This is a genomic window from Streptomyces sp. NPDC127129 (assembly GCF_042671585.1).
Lineage (GTDB): Bacteria > Actinomycetota > Actinomycetes > Streptomycetales > Streptomycetaceae > Streptomyces.
Map to the genome: position 1 here is coordinate 26,060 of NZ_JBHXTV010000021.1, position 26,341 is coordinate 52,400.

At 73.6% G+C, this 26,341-nt stretch carries 23 protein-coding genes and 1 pseudogene; 10 read left to right on the forward strand and 14 right to left on the reverse strand.

The features are described 5' to 3' along the window. Positions 1–67: 67 nt before the first annotated feature. The gene (locus ACFVGW_RS31815; RefSeq protein WP_385854371.1) at positions 68–1,219 is read right to left on the reverse strand and encodes an acyl-CoA dehydrogenase family protein; all 1,152 of its coding nucleotides are present in this window, start codon (positions 1,217–1,219) and stop codon (positions 68–70) included. A gap of 72 nt (positions 1,220–1,291) precedes the next feature. On the opposite strand from ACFVGW_RS31815, the gene ACFVGW_RS31820 reads away from it, so the two are divergent. From ACFVGW_RS31820 to ACFVGW_RS31835, 4 genes are read left to right on the forward strand one after another with little or no spacing between them, the layout of a single operon-like run. After that, a complete protein-coding gene (locus tag ACFVGW_RS31820; protein ID WP_385854372.1) occupies positions 1,292–1,969 on the forward strand; it encodes a TetR/AcrR family transcriptional regulator in 678 nt (225 codons plus the stop codon). Further along, on the forward strand, positions 1,936–3,309 hold the full coding sequence (locus tag ACFVGW_RS31825; RefSeq protein WP_385854373.1) for a HEAT repeat domain-containing protein: 1,374 nt from the start codon (positions 1,936–1,938) through the stop codon (positions 3,307–3,309). Before ACFVGW_RS31820 ends, ACFVGW_RS31825 begins: the two co-directional genes overlap by 34 nt. Positions 3,310–3,327: 18 nt before the next feature. Beyond that, positions 3,328–4,023, forward strand: coding sequence for an ArsR/SmtB family transcription factor (locus tag ACFVGW_RS31830; RefSeq protein ID WP_385854374.1), 696 nt, complete (start codon positions 3,328–3,330; stop codon positions 4,021–4,023). A gap of 32 nt (positions 4,024–4,055) precedes the next feature. After that, entirely contained in the window at positions 4,056–5,000 is a 945-nt protein-coding gene (locus ACFVGW_RS31835) for a DMT family transporter (protein WP_385854375.1), read from the forward strand. Here the strand turns inward: ACFVGW_RS31835 and ACFVGW_RS31840 are convergent. The 11 genes and pseudogenes from ACFVGW_RS31840 to ACFVGW_RS31890 form a co-directional block, all read right to left on the reverse strand. Then, positions 4,997–6,082: a zinc-binding dehydrogenase gene (locus tag ACFVGW_RS31840; RefSeq protein ID WP_385854376.1), complete on the reverse strand. Its 1,086-nt coding sequence runs from the start codon at positions 6,080–6,082 to the stop codon at positions 4,997–4,999. The genes ACFVGW_RS31835 and ACFVGW_RS31840 overlap by 4 nt on opposite strands. Positions 6,083–6,237: 155 nt before the next feature. Continuing rightward, positions 6,238–7,630, reverse strand: a pseudogene (locus tag ACFVGW_RS31845) (aldehyde dehydrogenase family protein). Positions 7,631–7,754: 124 nt separating this feature from the next. Next, entirely contained in the window at positions 7,755–8,276 is a 522-nt protein-coding gene (locus tag ACFVGW_RS31850; protein WP_385854377.1) for a DUF3574 domain-containing protein, read from the reverse strand. A gap of 93 nt (positions 8,277–8,369) precedes the next feature. After that, positions 8,370–9,164: a class F sortase gene (locus tag ACFVGW_RS31855; RefSeq protein WP_385854378.1), complete on the reverse strand. Its 795-nt coding sequence runs from the start codon at positions 9,162–9,164 to the stop codon at positions 8,370–8,372. Continuing rightward, positions 9,151–10,110, reverse strand: coding sequence for a hypothetical protein (locus ACFVGW_RS31860; RefSeq protein WP_385854379.1), 960 nt, complete (start codon positions 10,108–10,110; stop codon positions 9,151–9,153). The genes ACFVGW_RS31855 and ACFVGW_RS31860 overlap by 14 nt, the downstream gene beginning before the upstream one ends. Positions 10,111–10,244: 134 nt before the next feature. Further along, complete coding sequence (locus ACFVGW_RS31865) at positions 10,245–11,663, reverse strand: CitMHS family transporter (RefSeq protein WP_385854445.1); 1,419 nt, start codon at positions 11,661–11,663, stop codon at positions 10,245–10,247. 157 nt (positions 11,664–11,820) lie between these two features. Next, the gene (locus tag ACFVGW_RS31870; RefSeq protein ID WP_385854380.1) at positions 11,821–14,019 is read right to left on the reverse strand and encodes a molybdopterin oxidoreductase family protein; all 2,199 of its coding nucleotides are present in this window, start codon (positions 14,017–14,019) and stop codon (positions 11,821–11,823) included. A 76-nt stretch (positions 14,020–14,095) separates the two neighbouring features. Next, positions 14,096–14,791 carry a TetR family transcriptional regulator gene (locus ACFVGW_RS31875; RefSeq protein WP_385854381.1) on the reverse strand — a complete coding sequence of 232 codons (696 nt, stop codon included), beginning with the start codon at positions 14,789–14,791 and terminating at the stop codon, positions 14,096–14,098. Between the two features lie 23 nt (positions 14,792–14,814). Then, a complete protein-coding gene (locus ACFVGW_RS31880) occupies positions 14,815–16,092 on the reverse strand; it encodes a hypothetical protein (protein ID WP_385854382.1) in 1,278 nt (425 codons plus the stop codon). Further along, the gene (locus ACFVGW_RS31885) at positions 16,089–16,916 is read right to left on the reverse strand and encodes a hypothetical protein (protein ID WP_385854383.1); all 828 of its coding nucleotides are present in this window, start codon (positions 16,914–16,916) and stop codon (positions 16,089–16,091) included. Before ACFVGW_RS31885 ends, ACFVGW_RS31880 begins: the two co-directional genes overlap by 4 nt. After that, complete coding sequence (locus tag ACFVGW_RS31890; RefSeq protein ID WP_385854384.1) at positions 16,913–19,180, reverse strand: right-handed parallel beta-helix repeat-containing protein; 2,268 nt, start codon at positions 19,178–19,180, stop codon at positions 16,913–16,915. Before ACFVGW_RS31890 ends, ACFVGW_RS31885 begins: the two co-directional genes overlap by 4 nt. Before the next feature lie 152 nt (positions 19,181–19,332). Here ACFVGW_RS31890 and hmgA point away from each other — a divergent pair, with 152 nt between their 5' ends. The 3 genes from hmgA (at position 19,333) to ACFVGW_RS31905 (ending at position 22,694) form a co-directional block, all read left to right on the forward strand. Next, a complete protein-coding gene (gene hmgA / locus ACFVGW_RS31895) occupies positions 19,333–20,655 on the forward strand; it encodes a homogentisate 1,2-dioxygenase (protein WP_385854385.1) in 1,323 nt (440 codons plus the stop codon). Between the two features lie 60 nt (positions 20,656–20,715). Then, the gene (locus tag ACFVGW_RS31900; protein ID WP_352189910.1) at positions 20,716–21,465 is read left to right on the forward strand and encodes a GntR family transcriptional regulator; all 750 of its coding nucleotides are present in this window, start codon (positions 20,716–20,718) and stop codon (positions 21,463–21,465) included. Positions 21,466–21,536: 71 nt separating this feature from the next. Next, positions 21,537–22,694: a type ISP restriction/modification enzyme gene (locus ACFVGW_RS31905; RefSeq protein ID WP_385854446.1), complete on the forward strand. Its 1,158-nt coding sequence runs from the start codon at positions 21,537–21,539 to the stop codon at positions 22,692–22,694. Between the two features lie 11 nt (positions 22,695–22,705). Here ACFVGW_RS31905 and ACFVGW_RS31910 read toward each other — a convergent pair whose 3' ends face one another. Continuing rightward, positions 22,706–23,422 carry a TetR/AcrR family transcriptional regulator gene (locus tag ACFVGW_RS31910; protein ID WP_383226243.1) on the reverse strand — a complete coding sequence of 239 codons (717 nt, stop codon included), beginning with the start codon at positions 23,420–23,422 and terminating at the stop codon, positions 22,706–22,708. A gap of 62 nt (positions 23,423–23,484) precedes the next feature. On the opposite strand from ACFVGW_RS31910, the gene ACFVGW_RS31915 reads away from it, so the two are divergent. The 3 genes from ACFVGW_RS31915 (at position 23,485) to ACFVGW_RS31925 (ending at position 25,851) form a co-directional block, all read left to right on the forward strand. Then, entirely contained in the window at positions 23,485–24,423 is a 939-nt protein-coding gene (locus ACFVGW_RS31915; protein WP_385854386.1) for an ATP-binding cassette domain-containing protein, read from the forward strand. After that, a complete protein-coding gene (locus ACFVGW_RS31920) occupies positions 24,420–24,587 on the forward strand; it encodes a hypothetical protein (RefSeq protein ID WP_385854387.1) in 168 nt (55 codons plus the stop codon). The genes ACFVGW_RS31915 and ACFVGW_RS31920 overlap by 4 nt, the downstream gene beginning before the upstream one ends. A gap of 67 nt (positions 24,588–24,654) precedes the next feature. After that, positions 24,655–25,851 carry a CaiB/BaiF CoA transferase family protein gene (locus tag ACFVGW_RS31925; protein WP_383293969.1) on the forward strand — a complete coding sequence of 399 codons (1,197 nt, stop codon included), beginning with the start codon at positions 24,655–24,657 and terminating at the stop codon, positions 25,849–25,851. 122 nt (positions 25,852–25,973) lie between these two features. Here the strand turns inward: ACFVGW_RS31925 and ACFVGW_RS31930 are convergent, their stop codons facing one another. Then, entirely contained in the window at positions 25,974–26,237 is a 264-nt protein-coding gene (locus tag ACFVGW_RS31930; RefSeq protein ID WP_352189915.1) for a hypothetical protein, read from the reverse strand. Between the last annotated feature and the right edge of the window lie 104 nt (positions 26,238–26,341).

Here is a 26,341-nt window from a genome sequence, read left to right on the forward strand (position 1 = left end):
AGCAGGATCGGGCGGATGTGGTGCCCACCACATCCGCCCGGATACTCAGCCGCGTCCGGCAAGGTACTCAGAACGCGGACACGCCCGTGAGCGCCCGCCCGATGATCAGCTTCTGGATCTGGCTCGTGCCCTCGTACAGGGTCATCACGCGCGCGTCGCGGAGCAGCTTCCCGACCGGGTACTCGTCGATGTAGCCGTACCCGCCGAAGACCTGCAGGGCGTTGTTGGCGGCGCGGACGGCCGCTTCGGAGGCGAACAGCTTGGCCTGGGAGGCGGCAGTGGCGAAGTCCAGGCCGCGGTCGACGAGATCGGCGACGCGCCAGGTCAGAAGCCGGGCGGCGTCGACGTCGACGGCGATGTCACTGATCAGCTCCTGCACCAGCTGGTACGAGGCGATGGACTTGCCGAACTGCTCCCGCTCCCCCGCGTAGCGCACGGCCGCGTCGAGGGCCGCCTGGGCGATGCCGACACAGCCGGCCGCGACCGACATCCGCCCCTTGGCGAGGGCGGACATGGCGACGGAGAAGCCCTTGCCCTCGGGGCCCAGCATCGCGGCGGCGGGGACGCGGACGTCCTCCAGGACCAGCTCGGCGGTGGCCTGGCCGCGCAGGCCGAGCTTGCCGTGGATGGTGCGACGGGTGAGGCCGGGGGTGTCGGTGGGGACGAGGAAGGCCGAGACACCCTTGTGGCCGGGGGCGTCACCGGTGCGGGCGAAGAGCAGGACGACGTCGGCCCAGGTTCCGTTGGTGATGAACATCTTCGAGCCGTTGACGACGTAGGAGTCGCCGTCGCGCACGGCCCTGGTGGAGAGGTTGCCCGCGTCCGAACCGGTGCCCGGCTCGGTCAGCCCGAAGCAGCCGAGGGAGTCGCCGGAGGTGAGCCGGGGCAGCCAGGCGCGCTTCTGCTCCTCGGTGCCCCAGGCGGCGATGGTCTTGGTGACGAGGCCCAGCGAGACGGAGACGATGCCGCGTACGGAGGAGTCCCCGCGGCCGAGCTCCTCGGTGACGAGGCAGTAGGAGAGATGGTCGCCGCCCGAGCCGCCGTACTCCTCCGGGACGGTCAGGCCGAGGAAGCCGACGGCCCCGAGCTTCTTCACGATCGACCGGTCGACGTTCTCGCTCCGGTCCCATGCGACGACGTGCGGGGCGACCTCGCGCGCGACGAACTCCTCGGCGAGCCGCCGAACGGCTTCCTGCTCCTCGCTGAGCTCCAGGTTCACTGCGCCACCGACCTTCGGGAAGACTTTAATTAGCACTGCTAGTTTCTGCTGCGCAGGCCTACTATGTGCGCCATGGCCCGACCGCGCAAGCCCCTTCTGAGCAGAGAACGCATCGTCGAGACGGCGAGCGCGCTCGTGGACGCGGAGGGCCTCGCGGCCGTCTCGACGCGACGGCTCGCGGCCGAACTGGGGGTGAGCGGGCCGTCCCTCTACAACCACTTCCGCACGAAGGACGAGATCCTCGACGCGGTCGCCGACGCCGTCAGCGCCAAAGTCGACCTGTCGATGTTCACGGAGGGCGACGGCCGCGACTGGCGTACGGCCCTGCACGACTGGGCGGTCTCCTACCGCGCCGCCCTCGCCGACCACCCCCACATCGTCCCGGTCCTGGCCCAGGGTCCGGGCCGCCGCCCGGCGGGCCTGAAGGTCGCCGACGCGGTCTTCGGCGCGATGGTCCGGGCGGGCTGGCCGCCGGCCCAGGCGACGTACATCGGGGCACTGATGCGGTATTTCGTCACGGGCTCGGCCCTCGGCTCCTTCGCCCGCGGCTTCGTCGACGACGAGACGGCCTACGACCCCGCGGACTACCCTCACCTCGGCCAGGCCCACCTCCTCGCGGAACACCGCCAGAAGGTCGACGAGGGCGCCTTCGAGACGGGCCTGAGGGCGCTGCTCGACGGGCTGGCGATGCAGTACGAGACGGGGGTACGGGGAGCATGGGCCAGGCAGGAGACACCGAGCGGCTCGTAGCGGCGGCACGGGGCGGGGACACGGACGCGGTCCGCGCCCTGGTGGAGGCGGGTGCGGATCCCGACGCCAGGACCGAGGACGGACTGCCCCTGCTGTGCGCGGCGGTGGCGGCCTACGACGCCGGGACCGCCCGCGCGCTCGTCGAGGCCGGCGCCGACCCGGACCGGGAGCTGCCGGACGGGACGACGCCGCTGTCCCGTGCGGTCGCGGGCGGCTCTCCGGCCGTCGTCGACGCCGTCCTGGGACCCGAGCCCCGGCTGCGGCTCCCGGAGCCGGCGCGGGAGCGGCTCCTGGCGCTCGCCCGACGCCGGTACGAGGTGGGCGTGGAGGCCGAACTCCGGAGCACAACGGGCGCGTCGGGCCCCGAGCGGAGTGTCCTGATCGAGGACTCCGAGGACTCGCTCGTGCGACAGGTGACGCTCGGCGGGCGGACCGTACGGGAGGGGCACGGTGCGATCCTGACCTCGCTGGAGTGGGCGTTCCGCGTCCTGACGCCCGTGGACGAGCTGATCGCGCGAGCGGTGGCGCCCTCCGACGCGGGCCCCGAGCACGTCGCCTGGTCGGCGGCGCGTGGGGTGCTGAGCGAGCGGCGCAGCCGCGCGACCTGGTCGGCGCTGGCAGCCCACCGCCGTCACCCGGACCCGGCCCACCGCCTGTTCACGGTCGACGTCCTGTGGAGCGCCTCCGTCTTCGGCAGCAACGGCCCCCATTCCTACGAGAAGGACACCGCCGGACTCCTCGCCTCCTGGGCCCCGGAGGAGCCGGACCACGGCGTCCTCACGCTGATCCTCCGCACCTTCAACCTCCTGGAGCACCCCGCCCACGAGGAGCTCGGTCTGCGGTTCGCGGGCCACGCGCACCCGCTCGTCCGGGTGGAGGCGGCATGCGCCCTGGCGGACGAGAACGCGCCCCTCACGCCCGCGGCCCGGGCGGCGCTGCTCGGCCTGGCGGGCGACCCCGACGCCCTGGTGCGCGCCGCGGCCGGCGAGATGCTGGCCGCCGGGCACGATCCCTCCGGCGAGGTCACCGGCGCCCTGCTCGCTCTCCTCGCGGACCGGGACGCCGACGTGCGCCGGAAGGCCGCGGCAGCGCTCGCGACCGGCCGGGACCGGTCCCCCGCGGCCGCCGCGGCCCTGTGGGCACTCCTCGACGAGGACGATGCGTCGCTGCGCCTGGAGGGCGCCTTCGGCCTGGCCCGGCGCGACGACCCGCGGACCGAGGAGGCCTACCGGAGGATGGGGCCGCTGGTGGGACCGGAGTTCGAGCACGATCACCGGCCCACGGAGCTGCTCCGTCACCGGTGGCGCCTGGAGGACCGTTCGGCGGCTGCCGAAAGGTGAGTGCGGGACCCTTGGGGCATGGCCGCCAAAGACCTCGCCGCCCTCGCGGCGCTCCTCGCCGACGAGACCCGTGCCGCGTTCGTCCTCGCCCTGCTCGACGGGCGGGCCTGGACCGCCGGGGAACTCGCCCGGCACGCGCGCGTGGCGGCGTCCACCGCCAGTGAGCACCTGGGGAAGCTCGTCGCGGGCGGGGTGCTCGCCGAGGAGCGGCAGGGGCGGCACCGGTACGTGCGGCTCGCCGACGCCGGGATCGCCCACCTCGTCGAGGACCTGGCCGCCCGCTCCGAGCCCGCCCGGAAGGACCCGCCGCACTCGCTGCGGGCGGCGAGCGCCGGGCACGCGATGGCGCGGGGGCGCACCTGTTACGACCACCTCGCGGGGAGGCTCGGGATCGCGATCACCGAGGCCATGACCGTGCGCGGACTGCTGCGGCAGGACACCGGGTTCGCCCTCACCGACGCGGGCGTGGCGTGGTTCGGGGAGCAGGACATCGCACTCGTCCCCACGGGACGGCGACCGGTCGCCCGCGGCTGTCTCGACCGGACCGAGCGCAGGCCGCATCTGGCGGGGGTCGCGGGCGCCGCGCTCTGCCGGCACGCGCTCGACGCCGGCTGGTGCGTACGGATCGGGTCGGAGCGTGCCGTGAAGGTGACCTCCGAGGGGGAGCGGGCCCTCCAGCGGGTGCTCGGCATCGAGCCCGCGATATTGCGGTGAACGCCGAAGTGTCCAGGGCCTACGGTCGCCCCATGACCGACTCCCCCGCCACCTCGCGCCTGGCGCTCGCCGCCGCCGGTGTCACCGTCGTCCTGTGGGCCTCCGCCTTCGTCTCGATCCGCAGCGCCGGAGAGGCCTACTCCCCCGGCGCACTCGCCCTCGGCCGGCTGCTCTCCGGTGCGCTCGTCCTCGGGGCCGTCCTGCTGTTCCGGCGGGAAGGGCTGCCGCCCCGGGCGGCCTGGCCGGGCATCGCGGTGTCCGGACTCCTCTGGTTCGGCGCCTACATGGTGGCCCTCAACTGGGGCGAGCAGGAGGTCGACGCGGGCACGGCCGCGATGGTCGTGAACATCGGGCCCCTCCTCATCGCCCTGCTCGGCGCCCGGTTCCTCGGCGAGAAGCTGCCACCCCGGCTGCTCGCGGGCATGGCGGTCTCCTTCGCCGGAGCGGTCGCCGTGGGGCTCTCCATGTCGGGCGAGGGCCACGCCTCGGTGCTCGGCGTCGGGCTCTGCCTCCTCGCGGCGGTCGCGTACGCGGGTGGCGTCGTCGCGCAGAAGCCGGCCCTGGCGCACGGGAGCGCCCTTCAGGTCACCACCTTCGGGTGCCTGGTGGGCGCGGTGGCGTGCCTGCCGTTCGCCGGACAGCTGGTCGACCAGGCGGCGAGCGCACCGGTCCCGGCGACCCTGAACATGATCTACCTCGGGGTGTTCCCGACCGCCCTGGCCTTCACGACCTGGGCCTACGCCCTCGCCCGCACGACCGCCGGCCGGATGGGCGCGACGACGTACGCCGTGCCCGCGCTGGTCGTCCTCATGGCCTGGGTGTTCCTCGGCGAGCTGCCGGGCCTGCTCACGCTCGCGGGCGGCGCGCTGTGCCTCGCGGGCGTCGCGGTCTCGCGCTCCCGGCCGAAGCCCCCCTCCGGGACTCCGGCCGACGGCGTCGGGACCACGACGACGCACGGTGAGAAGACGCCCGGCTAGAAGACGACCAGCGCCCGGCCGCCCTTGCCCGCGATCATGTTCTCGAAGGCGCCCGGGATGCCGTCGAGCGTGATGCGTTCGGTGACCAGCGCGCTCAGGTCGAGCCGGCCGGCCCGGACGTGTTCGGCGAGGACGGGCAGGTCCACGGCCGGGTCGGAGTTCCCGTACACGCAGCCGGACAGGGTCCGGCCCCAGTGGAAGAGCTCCAGGGCGTTGAAGGTGACCTGCTGGTCCTTGCCCCCGATGCCGACGACCGTGGTGCGGCCCCCGCGCCGGGTGGAGTCCCAGGCGGTACGGATCGTGGTGGCGCGGCCCACGCACTCGACGGCCACGTCGGCGCCGTGGCCGCCGGTCAGCTTCCGGACCTCCCGGGCGGTGGTCGCGGACGCGACGACGTACTCGGTCGCTCCCGCGGCCCGCGCCAGGGCCTCCTTCTCGGGCGAGACGTCGACCGCGACGATCGGCGAGGCGCCCGCGATCCGGGCGGCCTGGAGGGTGGCGAGGCCCACGCCTCCGACGCCGTACACGACGACGGACTCGCCCCGCCGTACCCGCGCCGCGTGGTGGACCGCGCCCCAGCCGGTGAGGACGGCGCAGCCGAGGAGGGCCGCGTCGGTCAGCGGGACCCCGTCCGGGACGGGCAGGACGCAGTTCGCCGCGACCACGGTCTCCTCGGCGAAGGCAGCCACGTTGAGACCGGGGTGGAGCCCGGTCCCGTCCTCGGTCTCGGCGTACACGCTCCCCGCGCCGGTCAGCGCGTCGGCGCAGAGCCAGACCTCGCCGAGCGAGCAGGCGTGGCAGGCGCCGCAGGACGGCGCCCAGTTGAGGACTACACCGTCGCCGGGGGCGACGTGCGTGACGCCCTCGCCGACGGAGACGACCGTGCCCGCGCCCTCGTGCCCGAGGACGGCCGGGACGGGCACCTTCATGGTGCCGTTGGTGAGGGACAGGTCGGAGTGGCAGACCCCCGCGGCGGCGAGGCGGACCCGGACCTGGCCCGGACCTGGTTCGGGCAGTCGGATGCCGGCTATCTCCAGCGGAGAGCCGACGGCGGGCAGGAAGGCGGCGCGGACCACGCTCATGACGCGTCTTGCTCCTCAAGGAATCGGAACAGGCTCGGAACGGCGCCCCGAAGGGCTGGGACCGGCTCGGAAGGAACCCGATGGCCGGGAACGGCTCGGAAGGGACCCGATGGGCCAGGACCGGCTCGGAAGGCTGGGAAACGGCTGGAAAGGCCTCAGAACTGGAGGGACTTGGTCTGGAGGTACTCGGAGAGGCCGTGCGCGCCGAGTTCACGCCCCACACCGGACTGCTTGTAGCCGCCGAACGGCGCCAGCGGGTTGAAGCGGCCTCCGTTGATGTCGACCTGGCCCCGTCTCCATCCGGCGGGCGAAGGCGACGGCCGCCTCCGGTTCGCCCCAGACGGCGCCCGCGAGCCCGTACACGGTCCCGTTGGCGATGGCGAGGGCCTCGTCCTCGTCCTCGTACCGCAGGATCGAGACGACCGGGCCGAAGATCTCCTCCTGCGCGATGGTCATGTCCGGGGTGACGTCGGCGAAGACGGTCGGGGAGACGTAGTAGCCGGTCTCGCGCGGAGCCTCCGGGCCGCCCGCGACGAGCCGGGCGCCCTCCTCGATCCCCTTCTCGATGTAGCCGCGCACCCGCTGCTGCTGCTTCGCGCTGACGAGCGGGCCGAGGCGCTCGCCGGGGACGTACTTGGCGACGGCCTCGGCGGCCAGTGCCACCGCCTCCTCGTACCGGTCGGCGGGAACGAGCATCCGGGTCCACGCGCTGCACGTCTGGCCGGAGTTGGCCATGACGTTGGCGATGCCGACGGCGACGGCCCTGCCGAGGTCGGCGCTCGGCAGGATGACGTTGGCGGACTTGCCGCCGAGCTCCAGGGCGACCCGCTTGACCGCGCCGCCCGCGAGCGCGCCGATCCGACGGCCGACGGCCGTGGAGCCGGTGAAGGAGACGAGGTCGACGTCCTCGTGCTCGGCGAGCGCCTGGCCGGCGACCGGGCCGAGGCCGGTGACGAGGTTGAAGACACCGGCCGGGATGCCGGCCGCGTGGACGGTCTCGGCGAAGAGCTGGGCGGTCAGCGGGGTGTCCTCGGCGGGCTTGAGGACGACCGTGCAGCCGGCGGCGAGCGCGGGGGCGACCTTGGCGACGATCTGGTGGAGCGGGTAGTTCCACGGAGTGATCGCGCCGACCACGCCGACCGGCTCGGAGTAGACCGTGGAGTTGCCGACCTTCTCCTCGAACGCGTGAGTGGCGGCGAGATCGGCGTACGTACCGGCGACGGCGATGGGCAGACCTGCGTGGACGGCGGCGGCGAACTGCGGCGGCGCGCCGAGTTCGGCCGTGACCGTGGCGGCGATCTCCTCGGCGCGGGCGGCGAGACCGTCGCGGAGCGCGCCGATCAGCTTGGCGCGCTCCGCGGGCGGGGTGGCGGCCCAGCCGGGGAAGGCGGTACGGGCGGCGCGCACGGCGGCGTCGACGTCCTCGGCGGTCCCGGCCGGGACATGGCCGAGGATCCGCTCGTCCGCCGGACCGACCACCGGGATCGTGTCCGTGGAGGCGGCGGGACGCCACTCCCCGCCGATGTACATCGCGTCGTGGCTCTTCATCCGCTACTCCCTCGGTCCTTCGTGCCTGCGGTCCTGCAGAGGGCACCCAAACTAGCGCTGATAGTTTTTTGACGCCAGAGCCGCCGTGCGCACCGGGCCGCTCCGACCGCCGCCGTGGCCGGTTTCAGAAGTCGGCCCGGGTCGGCTCGTCGAGCCGGGCGACGGACTCCTGCCCGTACGCCTTCCGGTACGCCTCCCTGACCTCCTCGATCCGCGGATCGTGGAGCCGCGCCTCCGACGCCGGGTAGAGCAGGATCAGCTCGTACGAACGCTCACGCTCGATGGTGCCGTTGGCGTCGCGCCACTGTCCACGCCCGTTCTGGACCGTCAGGCCCGCCGGGAACCGGGGCGTCACCGCCTGGTCGACGAAGGCCGTGAACTGCTCGTCGGTGACGGCGGGGCCGCCGTCGGGGCGTTCGGTCCCGAAGAAGAGTCTGGTCTCCACGTACGCCTTGCCCCGGGCCTGCGCCGTGAGGGCGGTCCGCGCGGGCGCGCTCTCGCCGAGGGTGGCGTACGCGGCGGGGGCACCGATCGCGACCAGCAGTCCGGCGGTGGCGACGGCGACACGGGTACGCGTGGCCGGGGCAAGGGTCCGGGGGCGGGGCAGCGGGCGAGCAGGAGGGCGGGGCAGCGGGCGGATCGTCATGGGAGCGTCCTTGTGGTGCGGGGCGGTACGGACGAACAGAGGGACGCGCCGGGGGGGCGCGGGCGGCCCGTGGGACGTCGGGCGGCGCGCGCCTCAGAACTCCCGTGCGACGTCCGTGAGATGGGCGAAGACGACGACGTTCGACTCGTAACCCTTCTTCGGGTCGAAGGAACCGCCGCAGGTGAGCAGCCGCAGTTCGGCGCGGTCCGTGGAGGCGTACACCTCGCGGTCGGGGAACTCCTTCTTGGTGTACGTGCGGACCTTGTCGACCGTGAAGACGGCGACCTTGCCGTCGGCCCGCGCGATGCGGACGGTGTTGCCGCGGTCGAGCGAGTCGAGGTTGAGGAAGATGGCCGGCCCGGTGCGGGTGTCGCGATGGCCGACCACGATCGCCGTCCCGCGCTCGCCGGGGGCGGGGCCGCCCGCGTACCAGCCGACGATCCGCGGGTTCTCGATCGGCGGCGTGGTGAGCTTCCCCGACCGGTCGAGCCCGAGGTCGATCACCGGCGCCTCGATCGTGATCGACGGGACGGAGATGCTGGTCGCGCGTGACCGGGTCAAGGGCGCGAGCGACGGCGCGCGCGGCCGTACGGGTCTGGGCGCGGCCTTGGGCGGCGGCTTGGGCGCGGCCTGGGGACGGGACTGCGCCTTCGGCTTCTCGTCCGGGTGCCGCCCGGGCGCGGGCCGGGCGGACTGTGCGGGCGCTCCGTGCGCGGCAGCCTCTTCCGAGGCCGTCCGGTCCGCGGCGGCGGACGGCGGGCCGGACGGTTCGTCGCCCTGGACCCACCAGATGCCGCCGCCGACCAGGGACAGGGCCACCACCAGGGTCCGGGCGAGCCGGAGGAGGCGCCGCTGCCTGCGCGTGGAGCGGAACCTACGAAGCGCCATGCGTACGGCGGCGCGCCCGGCGGACGAGGATCAGACCCGCCGTGCCCGCGAGGCCGGCGGCGAGGGCGGAGGCGACGCCGAAGACGGAGCCGTCGTCGGAGGACTCGGTCCCGGTCGTGGTGGCGCTGCCGCCGCCGCCCGCGCCGACCGGGCCCTGCGGGGGCTTTCCGCCGTCGCCACCGCTCCACCCGCCCTCGCTGCCGTTCTCCCTGCCGTCACCGCCTCCGCCCCCTCCGCTCCCCCCGCTGCCGCCGTTGCCTCCGCCCCCTCCGCTGCCGCCGTCGCCGCCACTGCCGCTCCAGCTGCTGCCCGCGTTGCTGTCACCGGAGCCGCCGGCGCCGGAGCTGCCGCTTCCGCCGCCGCCGTTCGCATTGCCGTTCGTGGCGCCGGCACGGTCGGAGGTGACGCTGCTTCCGTCGGCACTGCTTCCGTCGGCACTGCTGCCGCTGTTACCGCTGGCGCCGTTACTGCTGGTGTCGTTGGCGCCGGCACCGCTCGCCGAGGTGCCGGCGGTCTCGTCGCAGTCGACCCGGAAGTCCCTGGTCTTCCTGGTGCCGGCCTGGCCCTCCCAGGTCCACTCGACCCGGTACGCGCCGTCGACGAGCGTCAGGTCCGGGGTGATCCCCCGGCCCGTGGAGTCGATGGTGATCGTGCCGTTGGTGGTCACGCTGTCCACCGGTCGCTGCGGGGAGATCGTCCAGCTGAGTTGCTCCAACCCCTCGAAGTCGAAGGCGGCGAGATAGAACGTGCAGACCCGGGGCTCGGTGGTCTCGCTGTTCACGGCGGTGCGGCGGGGCTCGTCACGGCCTCCGGCGTGGTGGATCTTGATGTCGCCGTTGTCGCCGGGCGCGGCGTAGGCGGTGGGCGCACCGGCCAGGCCGGCACTGCCGAGGGCGAGCGACGCGGCGGCGATGGACAGCAGGGGACGGACTGCGAGAGCGGTCATGCGGGGGTTCCTCCAGTCACGAAGACGTCGGACGATTAGCCGATCATGTGACTATCTGTCATGACAGCAGTACGGAGGGTGCCACCGGCGCGGTGACACCCTCCGCATTCACTCCCCCGGCCGACGAGCCGGCGCTAGACGATTCCGAAGAGGATGCCCGCCGCGAGGACCACCAGCGAGGTGAGCGCCGCCCACTTCACGGTGAAGCGGGTGTGGTCGCCGAACTCGACCTTCGCCATGCCGACCAGGACGTACACGGCCGGGACCAGCGGGCTCGACATGTGCAGCGCCTGGCCGGCGATCGAGGCGAGGGCGATCTCCAGCGGCGAGACCCCGTGGGCCGCGCCCGCCTCCGCGAGGACCGGCAGGACGCCGAAGTAGAAACCGTCGTTCGACATGAAGTACGTGAGGGGCAGGCTGAGCAGTCCGGTGACCAGCGCCATGTGCGGACCCATGCCTTCGGGGATCGCGCCCACGAGCCAGTCGGCCATGTGCTTGACCATGCCCGTGCCGGTGAGGACACCGGTGAAGACGGCGGCGGCGAAGACCATGCCGGCCACGTTCAGGACGTTGTCGGCGTGGGCGGCGAGCCGGGCCTTCTGGTCCGCCATGTTCGGAAAGTTGACCGTGAGCGCGAGCGCGGCGCCCAGGAGGAAGAGGACCGGGATCGGCAGCAGTTCGAGGATCATCGCGGTGAGCAGGGCGACGGTGAGGCCCGCGTTGAACCAGTACAGCCTCGGCCGCAGTGTCGGGCGGTTCGGGTCGAGGCCCTGGAAGCCCTCATCGGCCCCGGCCCCGGCCCCGCCCGGTCCGGTGGCACCCGGGCCGGTGGCACCGGTGCCGGTGGAGTCCGGGCCGTCGGCGGAACGCTTCGTACCGCCGCCCGCCGCGACCAGGACGGTCTCGCTCTGCGGCTCCAGGACCTCGTCCAGGGTGAGATAGCCGATACGCCTGCGCTCGCGGCGGCCGAGGACGTACGCGAGGGCGAAGACGAAGAGCAGGCCCATGGCGAGCGCCGGGATCATCGGGACGAAGATGTCCGCCGCGTCCACCTTGAGCGCGGTGGCGGCACGGGCCGTGGGGCCGCCCCAGGGCAGGGTGTTCATGACACCGTTGGCGGTCGCGGCCACACCCGTCATCACGACCAGGCTCATCCCGAGCCGCTTGTAGAGCGGATACATCGCCGAGACGGTGATCATGAACGTGGTCGAGCCGTCGCCGTCGAGCGAGACGATCGCCGCCAGCACCGCCGTACCGACCACCACCCGCACCGGGTCGGCCTTGCAGAAGCGCAGGATGCCCCGGACGATCGGGTCGAACAGGCCGACGTCGATCATCACCCCGAAGTAGACGATGGCGAACATCAGCATCGCCGCGGTGGGGGCGAGCTTCTCCACGCCCTCGATGACGTAGTCGCCGAGTTGCGCGCCCTGCCCGACGGCGACGCAGAACAGGGCGGGGATCAGCACGAGCGCCGCGATCGGCGACATCTTCTTCATCATGATCAGGACCAGGAAGGTCGCGATCATGGCGAAGCCGAGGACGGTCAGCATGGAGGACACCTCACGTTCACCTTTGAACTCCCACCGGGGCGGCTCCCACCGGTGCGGCGTTCGGATGACGTTAGGTGCCCTCTTCCGGCGTCAGCAAGACGTCGACCCGTGAGCAATACGAGCAAAACCCCAGGTCACAGCAGGTGCTGCCGAAGGCTCACGGCAGGGGTGCCAGCTCCACAGGGAAGCCGTTGAGCACGGCGGTCCCCGAGAGCGGGTCGAGGCGCGAGCCGTCGAGGAGCTGGTTCACGTTGACCCCGGGGCGGGCCTCGGCGACCGCGAGGCGGGTCCCGGGCCGGTCGTGGCCCCAGCCGTGCGGCAGGCTCACCACCCCGCTCCGTACGGCGTCGGTGATCTCCACCTCGACCTCCAGCGCACCGCCCTCGGCCGCGATCCTGGCGGGTTTGCCGTCGGCGAGGCCGAGCCGGTCCGCGTCGGCGGGGTGGACGTGGAGCGTGCACCGGTTCGAACCGCTGTTGAGGGACGGCGCGTTGTGCAGCCAGCTGTTGTTGGACCGCAGATGACGGCGGCCGACGAGGACGAGGCCGCCGGGCGGGGCGTCGAGGGCGGCGCGCAGCCGGGGCAGGTCGGCGGCGATCGGCTCCGGGAGCAGTTCGACGCGTCCGCTGCGGGTCCTGAGGAGACCGGGAAGGCGGGGTTCGAGGGGGCCGAGGTCGATGCCGTGCGGTGCCCGGAGGAGGTCGTCGAGGGTGAGGTCGTACGGTCCGAGGCGGAGCATCAGGTCGAGGCGCCGCTCGGCCCCGCCGGCGCCGCTCAGCCCGGCGGCGACGGCCTCGGGGTCGGCGCCGTACAGGGGTGAGTGCTCCTGGGTGACCGCCTTGGCGAGGGTCGTGCCGATGGCGAGGTCGTCGACGGCCGAGGGCGGGGCGCCGTGCATCCCGCTCACGGCGAGGATCAGCCGTGCGTGGATCTCGCACTCGTCCATCCGCCCGTCCTCCAGCGGAACCACGGCCGGGGTGAAGCGGACCTGGTTGCGGACGGCGAGGCCGTTGAAGGAGAAGTCGAAGTGAGGGCTCCGTGAGGGCGGCGGCGGGGGCAGGACGACGTCGGCGTGGCGGGTGGTCTCGTTGAGGTACGGGTCGATGGCCACCATCAGGTCGAGGGAGCCGAGCGCCCGGTCGAGGCGCAGCCCGTCGGGCGCTGAGAGGACGGGGTTGGCGGCGATGGTGATCACCGCGCGGATACGTTCCTCCCCTTCCGTCTCGATCTCCTCGGCGAGCGCGGCCATGGGGAGTTCGCCCTTGGCCTCGGGGTGGCCGGAGACCCTGCTGCTCCAGCGGCCGAGCGCGAAGCCCCTGCCGGGGCCCGCCGGCCGGGGCGCGGGAGCGGTCGCGGAGAGCGGGAAGAGCGCGCCGCCGGGGCGGTCGAGGTTGCCGGTGAGGACGTTCAGGACGTCGACGAGCCAGTTGGCGAGCGTGCCGTGGGTGACGGTGGAGCTGCCCATCCGGCCGTAGACGGCGGCGGTGGGCGCGGCCGCGAGTTCCCGGGCGACGGTACGGATGGTGGCCGCGTCCAGGTCGCAGGCGGCGGCGACGGCCTCGGGGGTGAACTCCCGTACCGCCTCTCGCACGTCGTCCACGCCCTCGACCCGGTCGGCGAGCGGGATGCCCAGGTCGGCGAGGCCCTCCGCGAAGAGGGTGTGGACGAGCGCGGCGAGGAAGAGCGCGTCGGTGCCGGGGCGGATGGCGACATGGCGGTCGGCGAGCCGGGCGGTACGGGTACGGCGCGGGTCGACGACGGTGAGGGTGCCGCCGCGCCTGCGCAGTGCTTTGAGCTTGCCGGGGAAGTCGGGGGCGGTGCAGAGGCTGCCGTTGGAGTCCAGGGGGTTGGCGCCGAGCATCAGCAGATGGCCGGTGCGGTCCAGGTCCGGGACGGGGATGGCGAAGGGGTCACCGAAAAGCAGCCCGCTGGAGACGTGCTTGGGCATCTGGTCGAGGGTGGAGGCCGTGAAGAGGTTGCGGGTCCGCAGGGCGCCGATCAGCAGGGGCGGGTAGAGGCCACCGGCCATGGTGTGGACGTTCGGGTTGCCGAGCACGAGACCCACCGCGTTCGGTCCGTACGTCTCGGTCAGCGGCCGGATCCGCTCGGCGATCGTGTCGAACGCCTCCTCCCAGGTGGCCTCCTGGAGGATGCCGTCCTTGCGGACGAGGGGCCCGGTGAGCCGGTCGGGGTCGGCGTCGACCTCGCCGAACGAGGCGCCCTTGGGGCATATGAAGCCCTGGCTGAAGACGTCGTCGCGGTCTCCGCGGGCGCCGGTGACCCGGGTGCCGTCGAGGGTGAGGGTCAGCCCGCAGGTGGCTTCGCAGAGCGGGCAGATGCGCAGGGCGGTGGACATGAGGGCTCCCTGGGGCGACGGCGGTGACGCGCGGGCACCAGCGAGCATACCGACCGGTACGCACGGTGGGGAGGGGTCAGCTCAGCGAGGGTGCGAGGTAGGCGTAGAGGAGCTCGCGGGTCTCGGCGATGAGCGCGGGGTCGCCGGACGGGGCGGTACGGAACGCGAGCTGGAGCAGCGCGTCGGCGGCCTCGACGCCGACCAGGACCTTGCGGCGCAGGGCGTCGTCGGCGGTGCGGCCGAGGTGGGTGGCGAGGAGGCCGCAGAGGCGGTCGGCGACGAGGTCGTTTGCGTCCTCGACCGGGACCGCGTCACCACCCTCACCCATGGTCCCGCCGCCTTCGCCCGTGGTCCCGCCGCCTTCGCCCGCGTCCGTGTCCGTGGCGCCGGCGGCCGGCGCAGGGACGCCGAAGTCGACGAGCGCGAAGCCGGGGACGGTGCGCTTCATCGCGATGTACTCGTCCAGGACGCTGTCGATCGCGCTGTACGCGTCGGCCTTGCCCGCCGCGGCGAGGCGCACGCCGATCCGCTCGGCGTAGCGGTCGAGGTTGCGGTGGGCGAGGGCGTCGGCCATCGCCCGCTTGTTGCCGAAGAAGCGGTAGACGGACCCGATGGGGACACCCGCGCGGGCGGCGACGGCACGCGTACTCAGCTGCTCGTAGCCGGTCTCGTCGAGGAGTTCGGCGCAGGCGTCGAGGATCCGGGCGAGGCGCTCGGCGCTGCGCTGCTGGACGGGGGTGCGGCGGAGGGAAGGCTGGGGCACGGGGTCCATGATGCCGCTCCGTTCCTGTCGGGTCAGGCGATGAGCAGTCCGATGCCTCCGAGGGTGTACGCGATCATCAGCGCGAACAGGGGCAGTTGCCCGGCCACGGCGCGGGCGGGCGGGAAGAGGCGCACGGAGCGGTCGTGCGCGGCGACGACGCCGAGGACGTGTCCGGTGACGATCGCGGTGACCTGGAGGGTGGCGAGGGCGCCGGGGGCCAGGGGTGGGGCGGGCGCGGGGGCGGTGTCAGTACCCACTGCCATCATGACGGTACGTGGCCCTTCCGTCACGAAGAGTGTGAAGTAGTGGGCGACGAGATAGCCGAGGGCGATGGGGAGGAGGGAGTGGGCGAAGGAGGTGAGAGGTGTGGCGAGTTCTCGGGACATCAGGCGCAGGGTGCCCGCGCAGAGGGCGTAGAGGGCGGCGACGAGGGTGACGGCGGCGAGAAGACCGAGGGTGGCGGTGACGGTCGGGCCGAGGGGTGAGGTCTGGAGGGTGGTGATCCAGCGGGGGTTGTCCGAGAAACCGTCGTAGGCGGTGGAGCCGAGCAGGACGCAGACGGTGGCGACGAGTCCGGGGGTCTGCGGTGTGGAGTCGAGGCTGTCGAAGGGCGAGCGCAGGACGAGCCGGCCGTCGGCACGGCGGCCGAGCGGGGAGAGCCGGGCGAGGAGGGAGGAGTAGACCTCGAAGGGGTCGGCGTGGGCGAACCAGTCGGGGCCGTGGCGGGCGGCGCCGAGGAGCCCGAGCGCCGTGAGGGCGGCGAGGAGGACGAGGAGGGAGGTGGAGGAGGCGGGGTCGGGGGCGACGAGTTCGAGCCAGGCGAAGAGGAGGAGTCCGGCGGCGGCGGGCCGGATCCCGAGGCCGGGAGGCAGGGGGCGGGGGTTGCGTGCGGCCGGGAGCACGGCGTGGAGGGCGCGCAGGGGGTTGAGGAGGCGCCAGACGGGCCCGAGGAGGAGGGAGGCGGGGACGAGCCCGACCCAGAGGAGGACGTAGACCGCGCCGGGCGCGGGGTTGCGGTCGGGGTCGTCGGGGCCGAGGAGGAGGTGGAGCAGGACGGTCAGGGCCGCGGCCGCGCCGGCCGCGCGCAGGGCGGTGCGGGTGGCCGGGGCGTCGGCGAGGCGCTGGACGGCGGCGGGCAGCGGGCGGCCCGCCCGGTCGCCGCGGAAGCGGGAGGTGGGCCAGAGCAGGCCCAGGGCGAGGAAGGAGACGAAGAGCGCGGCGAAGGCGCCCGCGTAGGCGTAGAAGGGCGCGAGCGGGAGGTCGTGCCGGGATCCGGTGCCGTGGGCGAGAACGCGGGCGGGAGTGGTCATCGGACGACGAGTTGGGTCAGGAGGAGCCCCGAGTCGTGGGTCTCGACCTCGAAGAGGCCGGTGCGGTCGGCGGTGAGGGTGAGGGAGCCGGGAGTGCCGGGGGCGAGGGGCAGTTCGCGGTCGTAGCCGTGGACGTGGAGGGTGTCGGCGCGGTCGCTGGTGACACGGAGGGTGATCCGCTCGCCCTTCTTCAGCTCGATGCGGGAGGGGGGTGGCTGGACGGACGATCCGTCGACGGCGATCTCGACGGTCCGGCCGGACGCGGCCGCCGTCGGGGCGGGGGACTCGGGGGCGGTCGAGGCGGAGGCGGAGGAGAGGACGACGGTGGACTCGACCGGTCTGCCCGCGACCGCCCAGGCGGTGTGGTCGTCGGCATGGAGGCGGACGGTCAGGGTGCGGGCGCCGGGCGGGACGTGGTGCCAGGGGCCGTAGACGCGGTCGGTCTCCTTGCCGTCGACGAGGAGACGGGCGTACCCGCGACCGGGGATGGCCCCGCCGCCGACGCTCTCCGGGGTGAAGCGGAACCTCTCCACGGCGAGGTGGATGTTCCAGCCGCCCTCGGTGTCGGGCCGCGTCGCGACCCGGACGGAGGGCGCCCCCTCGGCCGGCACCTCCCGGAGCCGGTGCCCGCCCTCGTCCCTGGCCGCGAGCAGCGTGCCGCTGCCCGCGGTGGCCTCCTGATGGCCGGTGCCGGGCTTGTGGTGGGTGGTGGCGCGCCCTCCGCACCCGGCGGTGGCCAGGGCCACGGTGAGGACGACGCCCGCGAGGGCGGCGGCGGCCCGGCGGCCCGGGGCGGGCGCCGTGACAGGCGGGCGCCGCCTCACGACGCACCCCCGTCACGGCCGTCACGGCCCTCACGGCCCTCGTGGCCCTCACGGCCCTCGTGGCCCTCGCAGCCCTCGTGGCCCTCGTGGCCGCCGCGGCCCTCGTGGCCGCCGCGGCCCTCGCGGCCGCCGCGGCCCTCGCGGCCCTCGTGGCCGCCGTGGCTCTCGTGACCGTCACGGCCCGCGCGCGCGGTCGCGGTGACCGGCGGCGGTCCGGCGTCCGGGACGGGTTCCCGGTCGCCCGCTCGCCCGGGGGCGCGCCGGCCCGCGACCACCACCGCCCACAGCACCCACACCACCGCGAGCAGGCCGCGCAGCCAGGCGGGGCTGAGCGGGATCCAGGGGATCATCAGGACGGCCTTGTCGAAGGCGTCGAGGAGCGTGAGGGCGCCCAGGGCGAGGGTGGTCCAGGCGAAGGCGGGGCGGGTGGGGCGCAGGGTGAGGCCCACCACGGTCCACCAGACGCCGGTCAGCAGGAGCGCCACGGCCGGGAGGGGTCCGGGGGCGAGGCCGAGCGTGGAGCCGGCCACGTCCAGGACCAGGCCCGCGAGGCCGAGGGCGGTCGCCACGCCCGCCGCTCGGCTGCCGCGGAGCCTGCGCCACCACAGGGCGCCGCCGACGAGGGCGAGCACGACGGCGATGCCCAGGGCGAGCTGCGTCTCGACGCGCTGGATGCCCCGCGCGCCGTACCAGTCGCATCCCGCGGGCAGCCGGCGCGCCTGCACGTTGTAGTCCGCGCACACCAGGAGGTGGGCCAGCTTGGCCGGTTCGCCGAGGAGCCGGTCCGTGTTGCCGGAGACCTCGCCCCGGCGCTCTCCGCACTCGGGCAGGGCGCCGGGGGTCGACGCCCCGGAGGCCTCGCCCTCGGACTGCCAGCAGTTGCCGCCGCCCTGGCCGTCCCACCACACGTCCGTGCGGTTGGGGCGGGAGACGCCCGCCTTGTCCACGCCCAGGTGGTTGCCCGCGTACCGGTTGCGGTGGGACGTGTCGGTCTGCTTGCCCCAGGCGGACTCGCCCCGGATGAAGGCGGGGACGGCGCTGAGGAAGAAGGCGGCGCGCTGGTGTCCGTACACCCAGTTGTTCTCGTACAGGTTCCAGTTGCCGCCGGCCGTGATGATGCCGGTCCCCGGCGGCATCGAGATCTGCGGGCAGACGACGCCCTGCTCGTAGCCGCGCTCGACGGGCGGCTTGGCGCAGGTGCCGTCGGCGACGTGGCGGTAGTAGTTCTGGTTGTTGTCGTGGATCAGGTTCCGATCGAAGCGGGCGTGGTTCTGCGGGAGTCCGGGGTGGCCGGGGAAGGCGGAGTCCATCGAGGCGCCGCCCATGTTGTGGTCGAACTCGTTGTCGTGGACGTAGACCGAGTCCCCGGCCGTGCCCGAGTAGCCGACCATGTTGTGGTGGCTGCGGCAGCCGGTGATCTCGATGGAGTAGCGCGGGACGTCGTAGCCGCGGCCGTCGTTGATGTCGGAGGCCGAGCCGGGGTAGATGCCGGAGTCCCCGTTGCCGTACGACTCGCAGTTCTTGTAGAGGCCGTGGTCGGAGGCGAAGGTGAGGAAGCCGTACTCGTCGTTCCACCGGGTGAGCACGTCGTCGATGACGAAGCCGTCGGCCGCCAGCACGTACAGGGAGTTGAAGGTGGTCCGCTGTGCGGTGAAGTTGCGGAAGTAGACGCCGTCGGAGCCGTCGGCTCGCAGGGCGTTGAGCTTCGTGTACTTCGCGTCGATGACCACGTCCAGGCGGGAGGCGCCGGTGCCCTCGATCTGGAGGTTCTTCTTGCCGAGGACGGCGACCAGGTTCTGGTTGTGCGGGCACTGCTTCTGCTGCTCGTACGACAGGATCTGGTAGCCGAGCGCCGACTGGGGAGCCTTCAGCTCGGCGCACGCACCGGTCGGCGCGGGCTGTGAGGGCTCCTCCTCGTAGAGGCCGGGCAGGACGGCGATGGTCATCCCGGGCCGGTCGACGGCGTCGACGGCCTGCTGGAGATGGCGGAAGCCGCTCCGCGTGCACCGCTCGAACAGGGCCAGGTTCCGGCCCTTCAGTTCCGCCGGGAAAGCGGAGACCCGGCGGGTGAAGTCGGCCCGGTCGGTCTTGCAGACCAGGAGATCGGGCTCCCCGGTGCGGAGCACCGGCACGCTGCCGGAGCCGTCGGGGAAGGTGACGGGCCGCTCTTCGTGGGCCTGGGCCCCAGGGGCGGTGACGAGGGCGGCGGCGAGCGCCGCGAGAACGACCGAGAGCGCGACAAGGAGCCTGCGGGTCCACGACATGGGCGTGAGAGTAGAGCAATGTTCATCTTTTGGAACCCCTCGTGCACGCATCACGTCGAACCGAGACCTCGCCGGACCCCGTTGACGCGAGCGGGCGCGGAATCCTACGGTCATGCATAGGATTGTTTTGGGCGTCAGGACAGGAGCGTGCGATGACCACGGAGAACACCGAGCGGGCGAGAAAGACGGCCGACGGACTCCAGTACTCCACCGGCTTCGGCAACGAGCACGGTTCGGAGGCCGTACCGGGAGCACTGCCGCACGGACGCAACTCGCCGCAGCGCGCACCCCTCGGCCTCTACGCGGAGCAGCTGAGCGGCAGTGCCTTCACCGAGCCGCGCGCCCACAACCGGCGCTCGTGGCTCTACCGCGTCCGCCCCTCGGCCGCGCACCCCCCGTTCACCCGGATCGACAACGGCGCCGTCCGCTCCGCCCCGTTCACCGAGTCCGTACCCGACCCCAACCGGCTGCGCTGGAACCCGCTCCCCGACCCGGCGCCGGGCACGGACTGGCTGGCCGGCCTCTGGACGCTCGGCGGCAACGGCGACGCGGCCCAGCGCATCGGCATGGCCGTGCACCTCTACCACGCGAACGCCCCGATGGAGCGGGTCTTCAGCGACGCCGACGGCGAGCTGCTGATCGTCCCCGAGCGCGGCGGCCTGCTCCTGCGTACCGAACTCGGCCTGCTCGCCGTCCACCCCGGCGAGATCGCGCTGATCCCGCGCGGTGTCCGCTTCCGCGTCGAGCTCCTGGACGACAGCGCCCGCGGCTACGTCTGCGAGAACTACGGGGCGCCGTTCCAGCTCCCCGACCTCGGCCCGATCGGCGCCAACGGCCTCGCCAACGCCCGCGACTTCCGCGCGCCCGTCGCCGCCTACGAGGACGTCGAGGGCCCGGTCGAGGTCGTCAACAAGTACTGCGGCAACCTCTGGTCCGCGACCTACGGCCACTCGCCGCTCGATGTCGTCGCCTGGCACGGCAACCACACCCCGTACGTCTACGACCTGCACCGCTTCAACGTCATCGGGACGATCTCGTACGACCACCCGGACCCGTCGATCTTCACGGTCCTCACCTCCCCGACCGACACCCCCGGGCTCGCGGGCGTCGACTTCGTCGTCTTCGCCCCGCGCTGGCTGGTCGGCGAGGACACCTTCCGGCCGCCGTACTTCCACCGGAACGTGATGAGCGAGTACATGGGCCTCATCGAGGGCGCGTACGACGCCAAGGCCGAGGGCTTCGTCCCCGGAGGCGGCTCGCTGCACAACATGATGTCCGCGCACGGCCCGGACCGGGAGACCTTCGACAAGGCCAGCGCCGCCGAGCTGAAGCCGCAGAAGATCGACGACGGCCTGGCGTTCATGTTCGAGACCCGCTGGCCGGTCACCGCCACCGAGCAGGCGGCCTCGGCCGACCACCTGCAGAAGGGCTACGACGACGTATGGCAGGGTCTTGAGCGCCACTTCCGGCCGTAGAGTCTCGTCGTCCCCGAGCCTCGCCGCCCCGGGTCTCGTTGTCGTCGTACGGAGAACGCCGTGACCGCCTTCGCCCCCGACTCGCTGGTCCTGAACCGCAAGCTGCCGCTCTGGTATCAGGTCTCGCAGTCGCTGCGCGCCTCCATACTGGGCCGCACGCCCGACGCCTCGCTGCGGCTGCCCACCGAGGAGCAGCTCGCCGCCCACTACGGCGTGAGCGTGCTGACGATGCGCCAGGCCCTCAAGGAGCTGGAGGAGGAGGGCCTAATCAGCAGACACCGGCGGCGGGGCACGTTCATCGAGCCCGGCGCGCGGCGCTCCACCCCTCGCCGGCTGCTCGGCTCGATCGACGCGATCGTGGCCCAGCAGTCCGGCGAGCGGACCACCGTCCTCGACCACGGCACCGAGCCGGTGCCGGGCGAGCTCGCCGAGTTCTTCCCCGATGTCACGGAGGTGGTCGCCTACAAGCGGCTGCGGCGCGACGGGGAGAGCGGCGAGCCCACCAACTGGGCGGAGAACGCGGTACGGCCGGAGGTCGCGGCCGGTCTCGACCCGGCCGACCTGGAGCGCTGGCCGATGACGAAGGTGCTGCGGGACGTGATGGGGGTCCGGATCAGCCGGATCACGGACACCGTCGAGGCCCGGCTCGCGGACCCGGAGACGGCGGCACTGCTCCAGGTGCCGCTGCTCTCGCCGATCCTGCACTACACGGGCGTCACCTACGACGAGGACGGCCGGGTGGTGGACGTGGCCCGGATCCGGTACCGGGGCGACCGGTTCTCCTTCACGGTGACGGTGGAGGCGCACTGAGCCCGCTCGCTAGCATCCGGGGCGTGACCGAAGACGTACCGCTGGGCGACGCGCCCCTTCTGGACGAGCTGATGCCGTGGTCCGTCGCACCGTTGCGGCTCGGCCGGTCCTGGATCGTGGCACCCGACGCCCGGACCCTGCGGGCGCGCTGGGACCGGCTGGTGCGGACGGAGGGCGCCGAGCGCGAGGAGCTGTTCCGGCCCAGCCGGGCGCGGACGCCGTCGAGCTCCGTGGCCGCGCTGCCCGGGCAGCGGACCGGCACCGTCCGGTTCGCCCGCGAGTCCGGCCCCTGCCCGGAACCGGTACGGCTCGCCCACGGCCCGTTCGACGAGCAGTGGCTGCTCCCCGACCACCGTCTCATCGACACCGCCCGCCCCGAGCTGTGGCGGGTCGCCGACGAGCGGCAGCTCTTCGCCGTCGAGCAGGGGTACGTACCGGGCGCGGCCGGTCCCGCGCTGCTGGTGACGGCGGCGCTGCCCGCGGGACGCTCCCCGGCCGGGCGCCCGGGCCGGATCCGCCCGCTGTACCGCCGCCCCGGGGCCGAGGAGCCGAACCTCGCGCCCGGTCTGCTGCCTCTGCTGAGCGAGCGGTACGGCTGTCCGGTCACCGCCGAGGACGTCCTGGCCTGGGCCGTGGCGGCCGCCGGCCCGTCCTCCGCCGGCTGTCGCGTGCCGCTCCCGGCCCGCCCGGACGTCTGGTCCACGGGCGTGGAACTGGGCCGGAGGCTCAACGACATCCAGCTTCGGGGCGCCCGGGGCGGCGAGCGGCCCCGTCTGCCGGGAGGCCGGCGCCCCTATGTGCGCGCGCCGATCCCGGCGCGGCCGGCCACGCTCGCGTACGAGCCCGGGGAGGAGACCCTGAGCCTCGGCGACGGCCGGATCTCACCCGTACCGGCCGAGGCGTGGGAGTTCCAGGTCGGTGGCGTACGGATGCTGGAGCAGTGGTTCTCGCACCGGACCGCACCCGCCGAACCCGGCGGCCTGGAAGCCATCGGTCCGGCGGCCTGGCCGCAGGAGTGGACCTCGGAGCTGCTGGAGCTCGTCACCGTCCTCGCGCTGCTCGCCGGGCGCGACCGGGCGCGCGCCGCGCTCCTGACAGAGGGGCCGTGGCTGTCCGGTGCGGCGCTCCGGGACGCGGGCGTCCTGCCCGTACCGGACGCGGCCCGCCGCCCCGCCTCCGTACTGGACCATCAGGAGGAGGGCCCGGAGGGCCAGTTCGCGCTGCTCTAGGGGTACGTGGGTCACCCCTGGGCGAAGGAGTCGAGGACCCGGGCCAGCGTCCGGTCGAAGATCTCCTCGGGGTCGGGACGTTCGACACCGGCGGCACCGAACACGGCGGCGAGCCGCGGATAGCCGCCGCCCGCGAGCCGCCCCATGAGGTAGGCCCCGCGCACCGCCTGCTCCTGCTCCTCGGACCAGGGCAGTCCGCGGGCGCGCTCGGCGATCGCGAGTTCGTTGGCGACGATCGTCATCACGGTGCCGTTGACCGTCGCGATCAGCTCCATCTTCGTGCCGCCGGGCAGGTCGAGGCCGTCCAGGCAGGCCAGGCACCCTTCGAGGAAGCGCAGCGCGTTGGGACCGAAGGCGTACCCGGTCGTCATCAGCCGGATCACCCAGGGGTGGCGGCGCAGGATGCCCCGGGCCTCGCGTGCCACCTGGAGCATGTCCGCGCGCCAGTCGCCGCTCGGGGGCTCCGGAAGGTCGTACTCACCGCTGACGGCGTCGACCATCAGCTCGTACAGATCCTCCTTGCGCGGCACGTAGTTGTAGAGCGACATCGTGCCGCAGCCGATGTCGGCCGCGATCCGCCGCATGGAGAGTGCGTCGATGCCGTCCGCGTCGGCGATGCGCACCGCCGCGGCCACGATGTCGGCCCTGGTGTAGGCCGGTTTCGGGCCACGGCCCGTGCGCTCGGGGCGCGCCCAGATCACTTCCGGTTCGGCCGCTCGGCCCGCCATCGATCATCACCTCGCCACCATCGTAGTTACGTACAGCGTACGTAGTGGGGTATGGTCGGGCCATGACTACTACGTACGCTGTACTTAGTGAGGGGCTGGCGAAGCGTTACGGCGAGGTCCACGCGCTGCGCGGACTCGATCTGGCCGTCCCCGAAGGCACGGTCTGCGGGGTCCTCGGCCCCAACGGAGCGGGCAAGACGACCGCCGTCCGCCTCCTGACGACGCTGGCCTCACCCGACGCGGGGAGCGCACGGGTCGCGGGGTGCGACGTGGTGCGGGACCCGGCGGGCGTGCGGAGGCACATCGCGGTCACCGGCCAGTACGCCTCGGTCGACGGCGACCTCTCCGGTGCCGAGAACCTGCAGCTGTTCGCGCGACTGCTGCGCGCCCCGCGCGCCCGGGCCTACGAACTCCTGGAGCGGTTCGGCCTCACGGAGGCCGCCGGGCGGCCGGCCCGCACCTACTCGGGCGGGATGCGGCGCCGGCTCGACCTCGCGGCGAGCCTGCTCGTCCCGCCGCGGGTGCTCTTCCTCGACGAACCGACGACCGGGCTCGACCCGCACAGCCGGAACGGGATCCGGGACGCCGTACGGGGGTTGGCGTCCCAGGGCACGACCGTGCTGCTCACCACGCAGTACCTGGAGGAGGCCGACCGGCTCGCCGACGACATCGTGCTGATCGACCGGGGCCGGGCCGCGCACCGCGGCGCCCCGGCCGAACTCAAGGCGATGATCGGCAGCCGGGCGGAGGTGGTGGTCGCCGACCCCGCGCAGCTGGACGCGGCGGCGGCCGTGCTCGGCCGGCTGACCGGCTCCGCACCGGTCCTCGACGCCGAGCGCCGCACGGTCGGCGCGCTCACCGCGGACACCGCGCTGACGCTCCCCCGGATCGTCCGCGAGATCGACGCGGCCGGGGTCCTGATCGTCGACGCGTCCCTGCGTCCGCCCACCCTCGACGAGGTGTTCCTGCGCCTCACCGACCGGAAGGAGCTCGCGGCATGAGCGCGCTGGTCCACGACGGAACGGCCGTTCCGGGCCGCCACCTGCAGAAAGTGCCGGCCGGTGGCGCATCCGGGGGCCATCCGGTGGCCGGTTCGCTGCTCTGGTCGCTCGCTCTGATCGCCGTCTTCGCCCCGGCGGCCGTGCGCCGGTACGCCCGCGGGTGACACGGGCGGGCGACGGGTGACGAGGGTGACGGTGACAACGGCGGTGACCAGAGGGTAGGGAGGGCTGATGAGCATGCAGCCACTCCCCCTGGAGGGGATCACGGTCGTCGCCGTCGAGCAGGCCGTCGCCGCCCCCTTCGCCACCCGCCAGCTCGCCGATCTGGGCGCCCGCGTCATCAAGATCGAGCGCCCGGACGGCGGTGACTTCGCGCGCGGGTACGACACGGCGGCGCGCGGGCTCGCCTCGCACTTCGTCTGGTGCAACCGCGGCAAGGAGTCGGTGGCGGTCGACCTCAAGGACGGGCGGGGGCTCGGCCTGGTCCGCCGGCTGGTCGCCGGTGCCGACGTCTTCGTACAGAACCTGGCGCAGGGGGCGGCGGCCCGGCTGGGCCTGGACGCGGCCACGCTCTGCGCCGCGCACCCGCGGCTGATCGCGGTCGACGTCTCGGGGTACGGCCCGGGCGGGCCGTACGCGCACAAGCGGGCGTACGACATGCTCGTGCAGTGCGAGGCGGGGCTGGTCTCGGTGACCGGGACCGAGGAGCAGCCGGTCAAGTCGGGGATCCCCGCGGCGGACATCGCGGCGGGGATGTACGCGTACGCGGGCGTCCTCGCCGCGCTGGTGCGCCGTGGGACGACCGGTCGGGGCGGGCCGGTGGAGGTGTCGCTGCTCGACTCGCTGGCCGAGTGGATGGGGCATCCGCTGCACCACGGGATGCACGGGGGCACGGCACCGGCGCGCACCGGCCTGGCGCACGCCGTCATCGCGCCCTACGACGCCTATCCGACGGCCGACGGGAGCCTGGTGCTGCTGTCGGTCCAGAACGACCGGGAGTGGCGCCGGCTGGCCGAACAGGTGCTGGGGCGGCCGGACCTGGCGGACGATCCGGAGTTCGCGACCAACACCGCCCGGGTGGCCGGGCGGGCCCGTACGGACGCGGTGGTGGCGGGGGCGCTGGCGCCGCTGACGGCGGCGGAGGCCCTGGCCCGCCTGGAGGCGGCCGGGATCGCGTGCGCACGGCTGAACACCGTCGCGGATCTGGCGGAGCATCCGCAGTTGGCGGCGCGGGACCGCTGGCGGACCGTCGGCTCGGCGGTGGGACCCCTGCGGACCCTGCTGCCGCCCGTCACCTTCCCGGACGGCCCCGAAGCCCGGACGGGCCGCATCCCGGCTTTGGGGGAGGACACGGATGCGGTACTCGGTGAGCTCGGGGTGGGTCCGGCGGAGCGGGAGGCGCTGCGGAAGGACGGCGTCGTGGCCTGAGGGTCGCGGGGTGCGGGGGTGGGCGGACGCCGTCGCCGGGGTGTGTCCATCCTCCCGCAGAGCTTCTCCCGGGTGACCCCAGCTCTGCGGATCAGATGCCCACGACCCCGAAGGGGCGCCGCCTAGCCGCGGCTGCCGAAGAGGCTGCGGCGCAGGCGACGCAGGGGGGCGAAGAGCGAGACGCGCGCGCTCTTGCTGCGGTGGCTCTGAGCGACGTCACGGGACGTCAGCTCGCGCATCAGCAGCGTCGCCTCGGCCGCCTCACGATGGGGCACGACGGGGCCGCCGAGCACCGCGAGATGTCGGTCGAGCCGCGAACTCGTCGCGCTGCTCCCGCATGTGATGGCAGGCACTCGCGGCCTGCTGCGCATTGCTATCTGTTCCATGTCACTCCCCACCCTGACGAGGGCACCCGGCCCGGGCAGGTTAACCCTATCGCCCCGCTGTGACACCCGTGTATCCCGACGGCAGGATTCACCGCACTCGTACG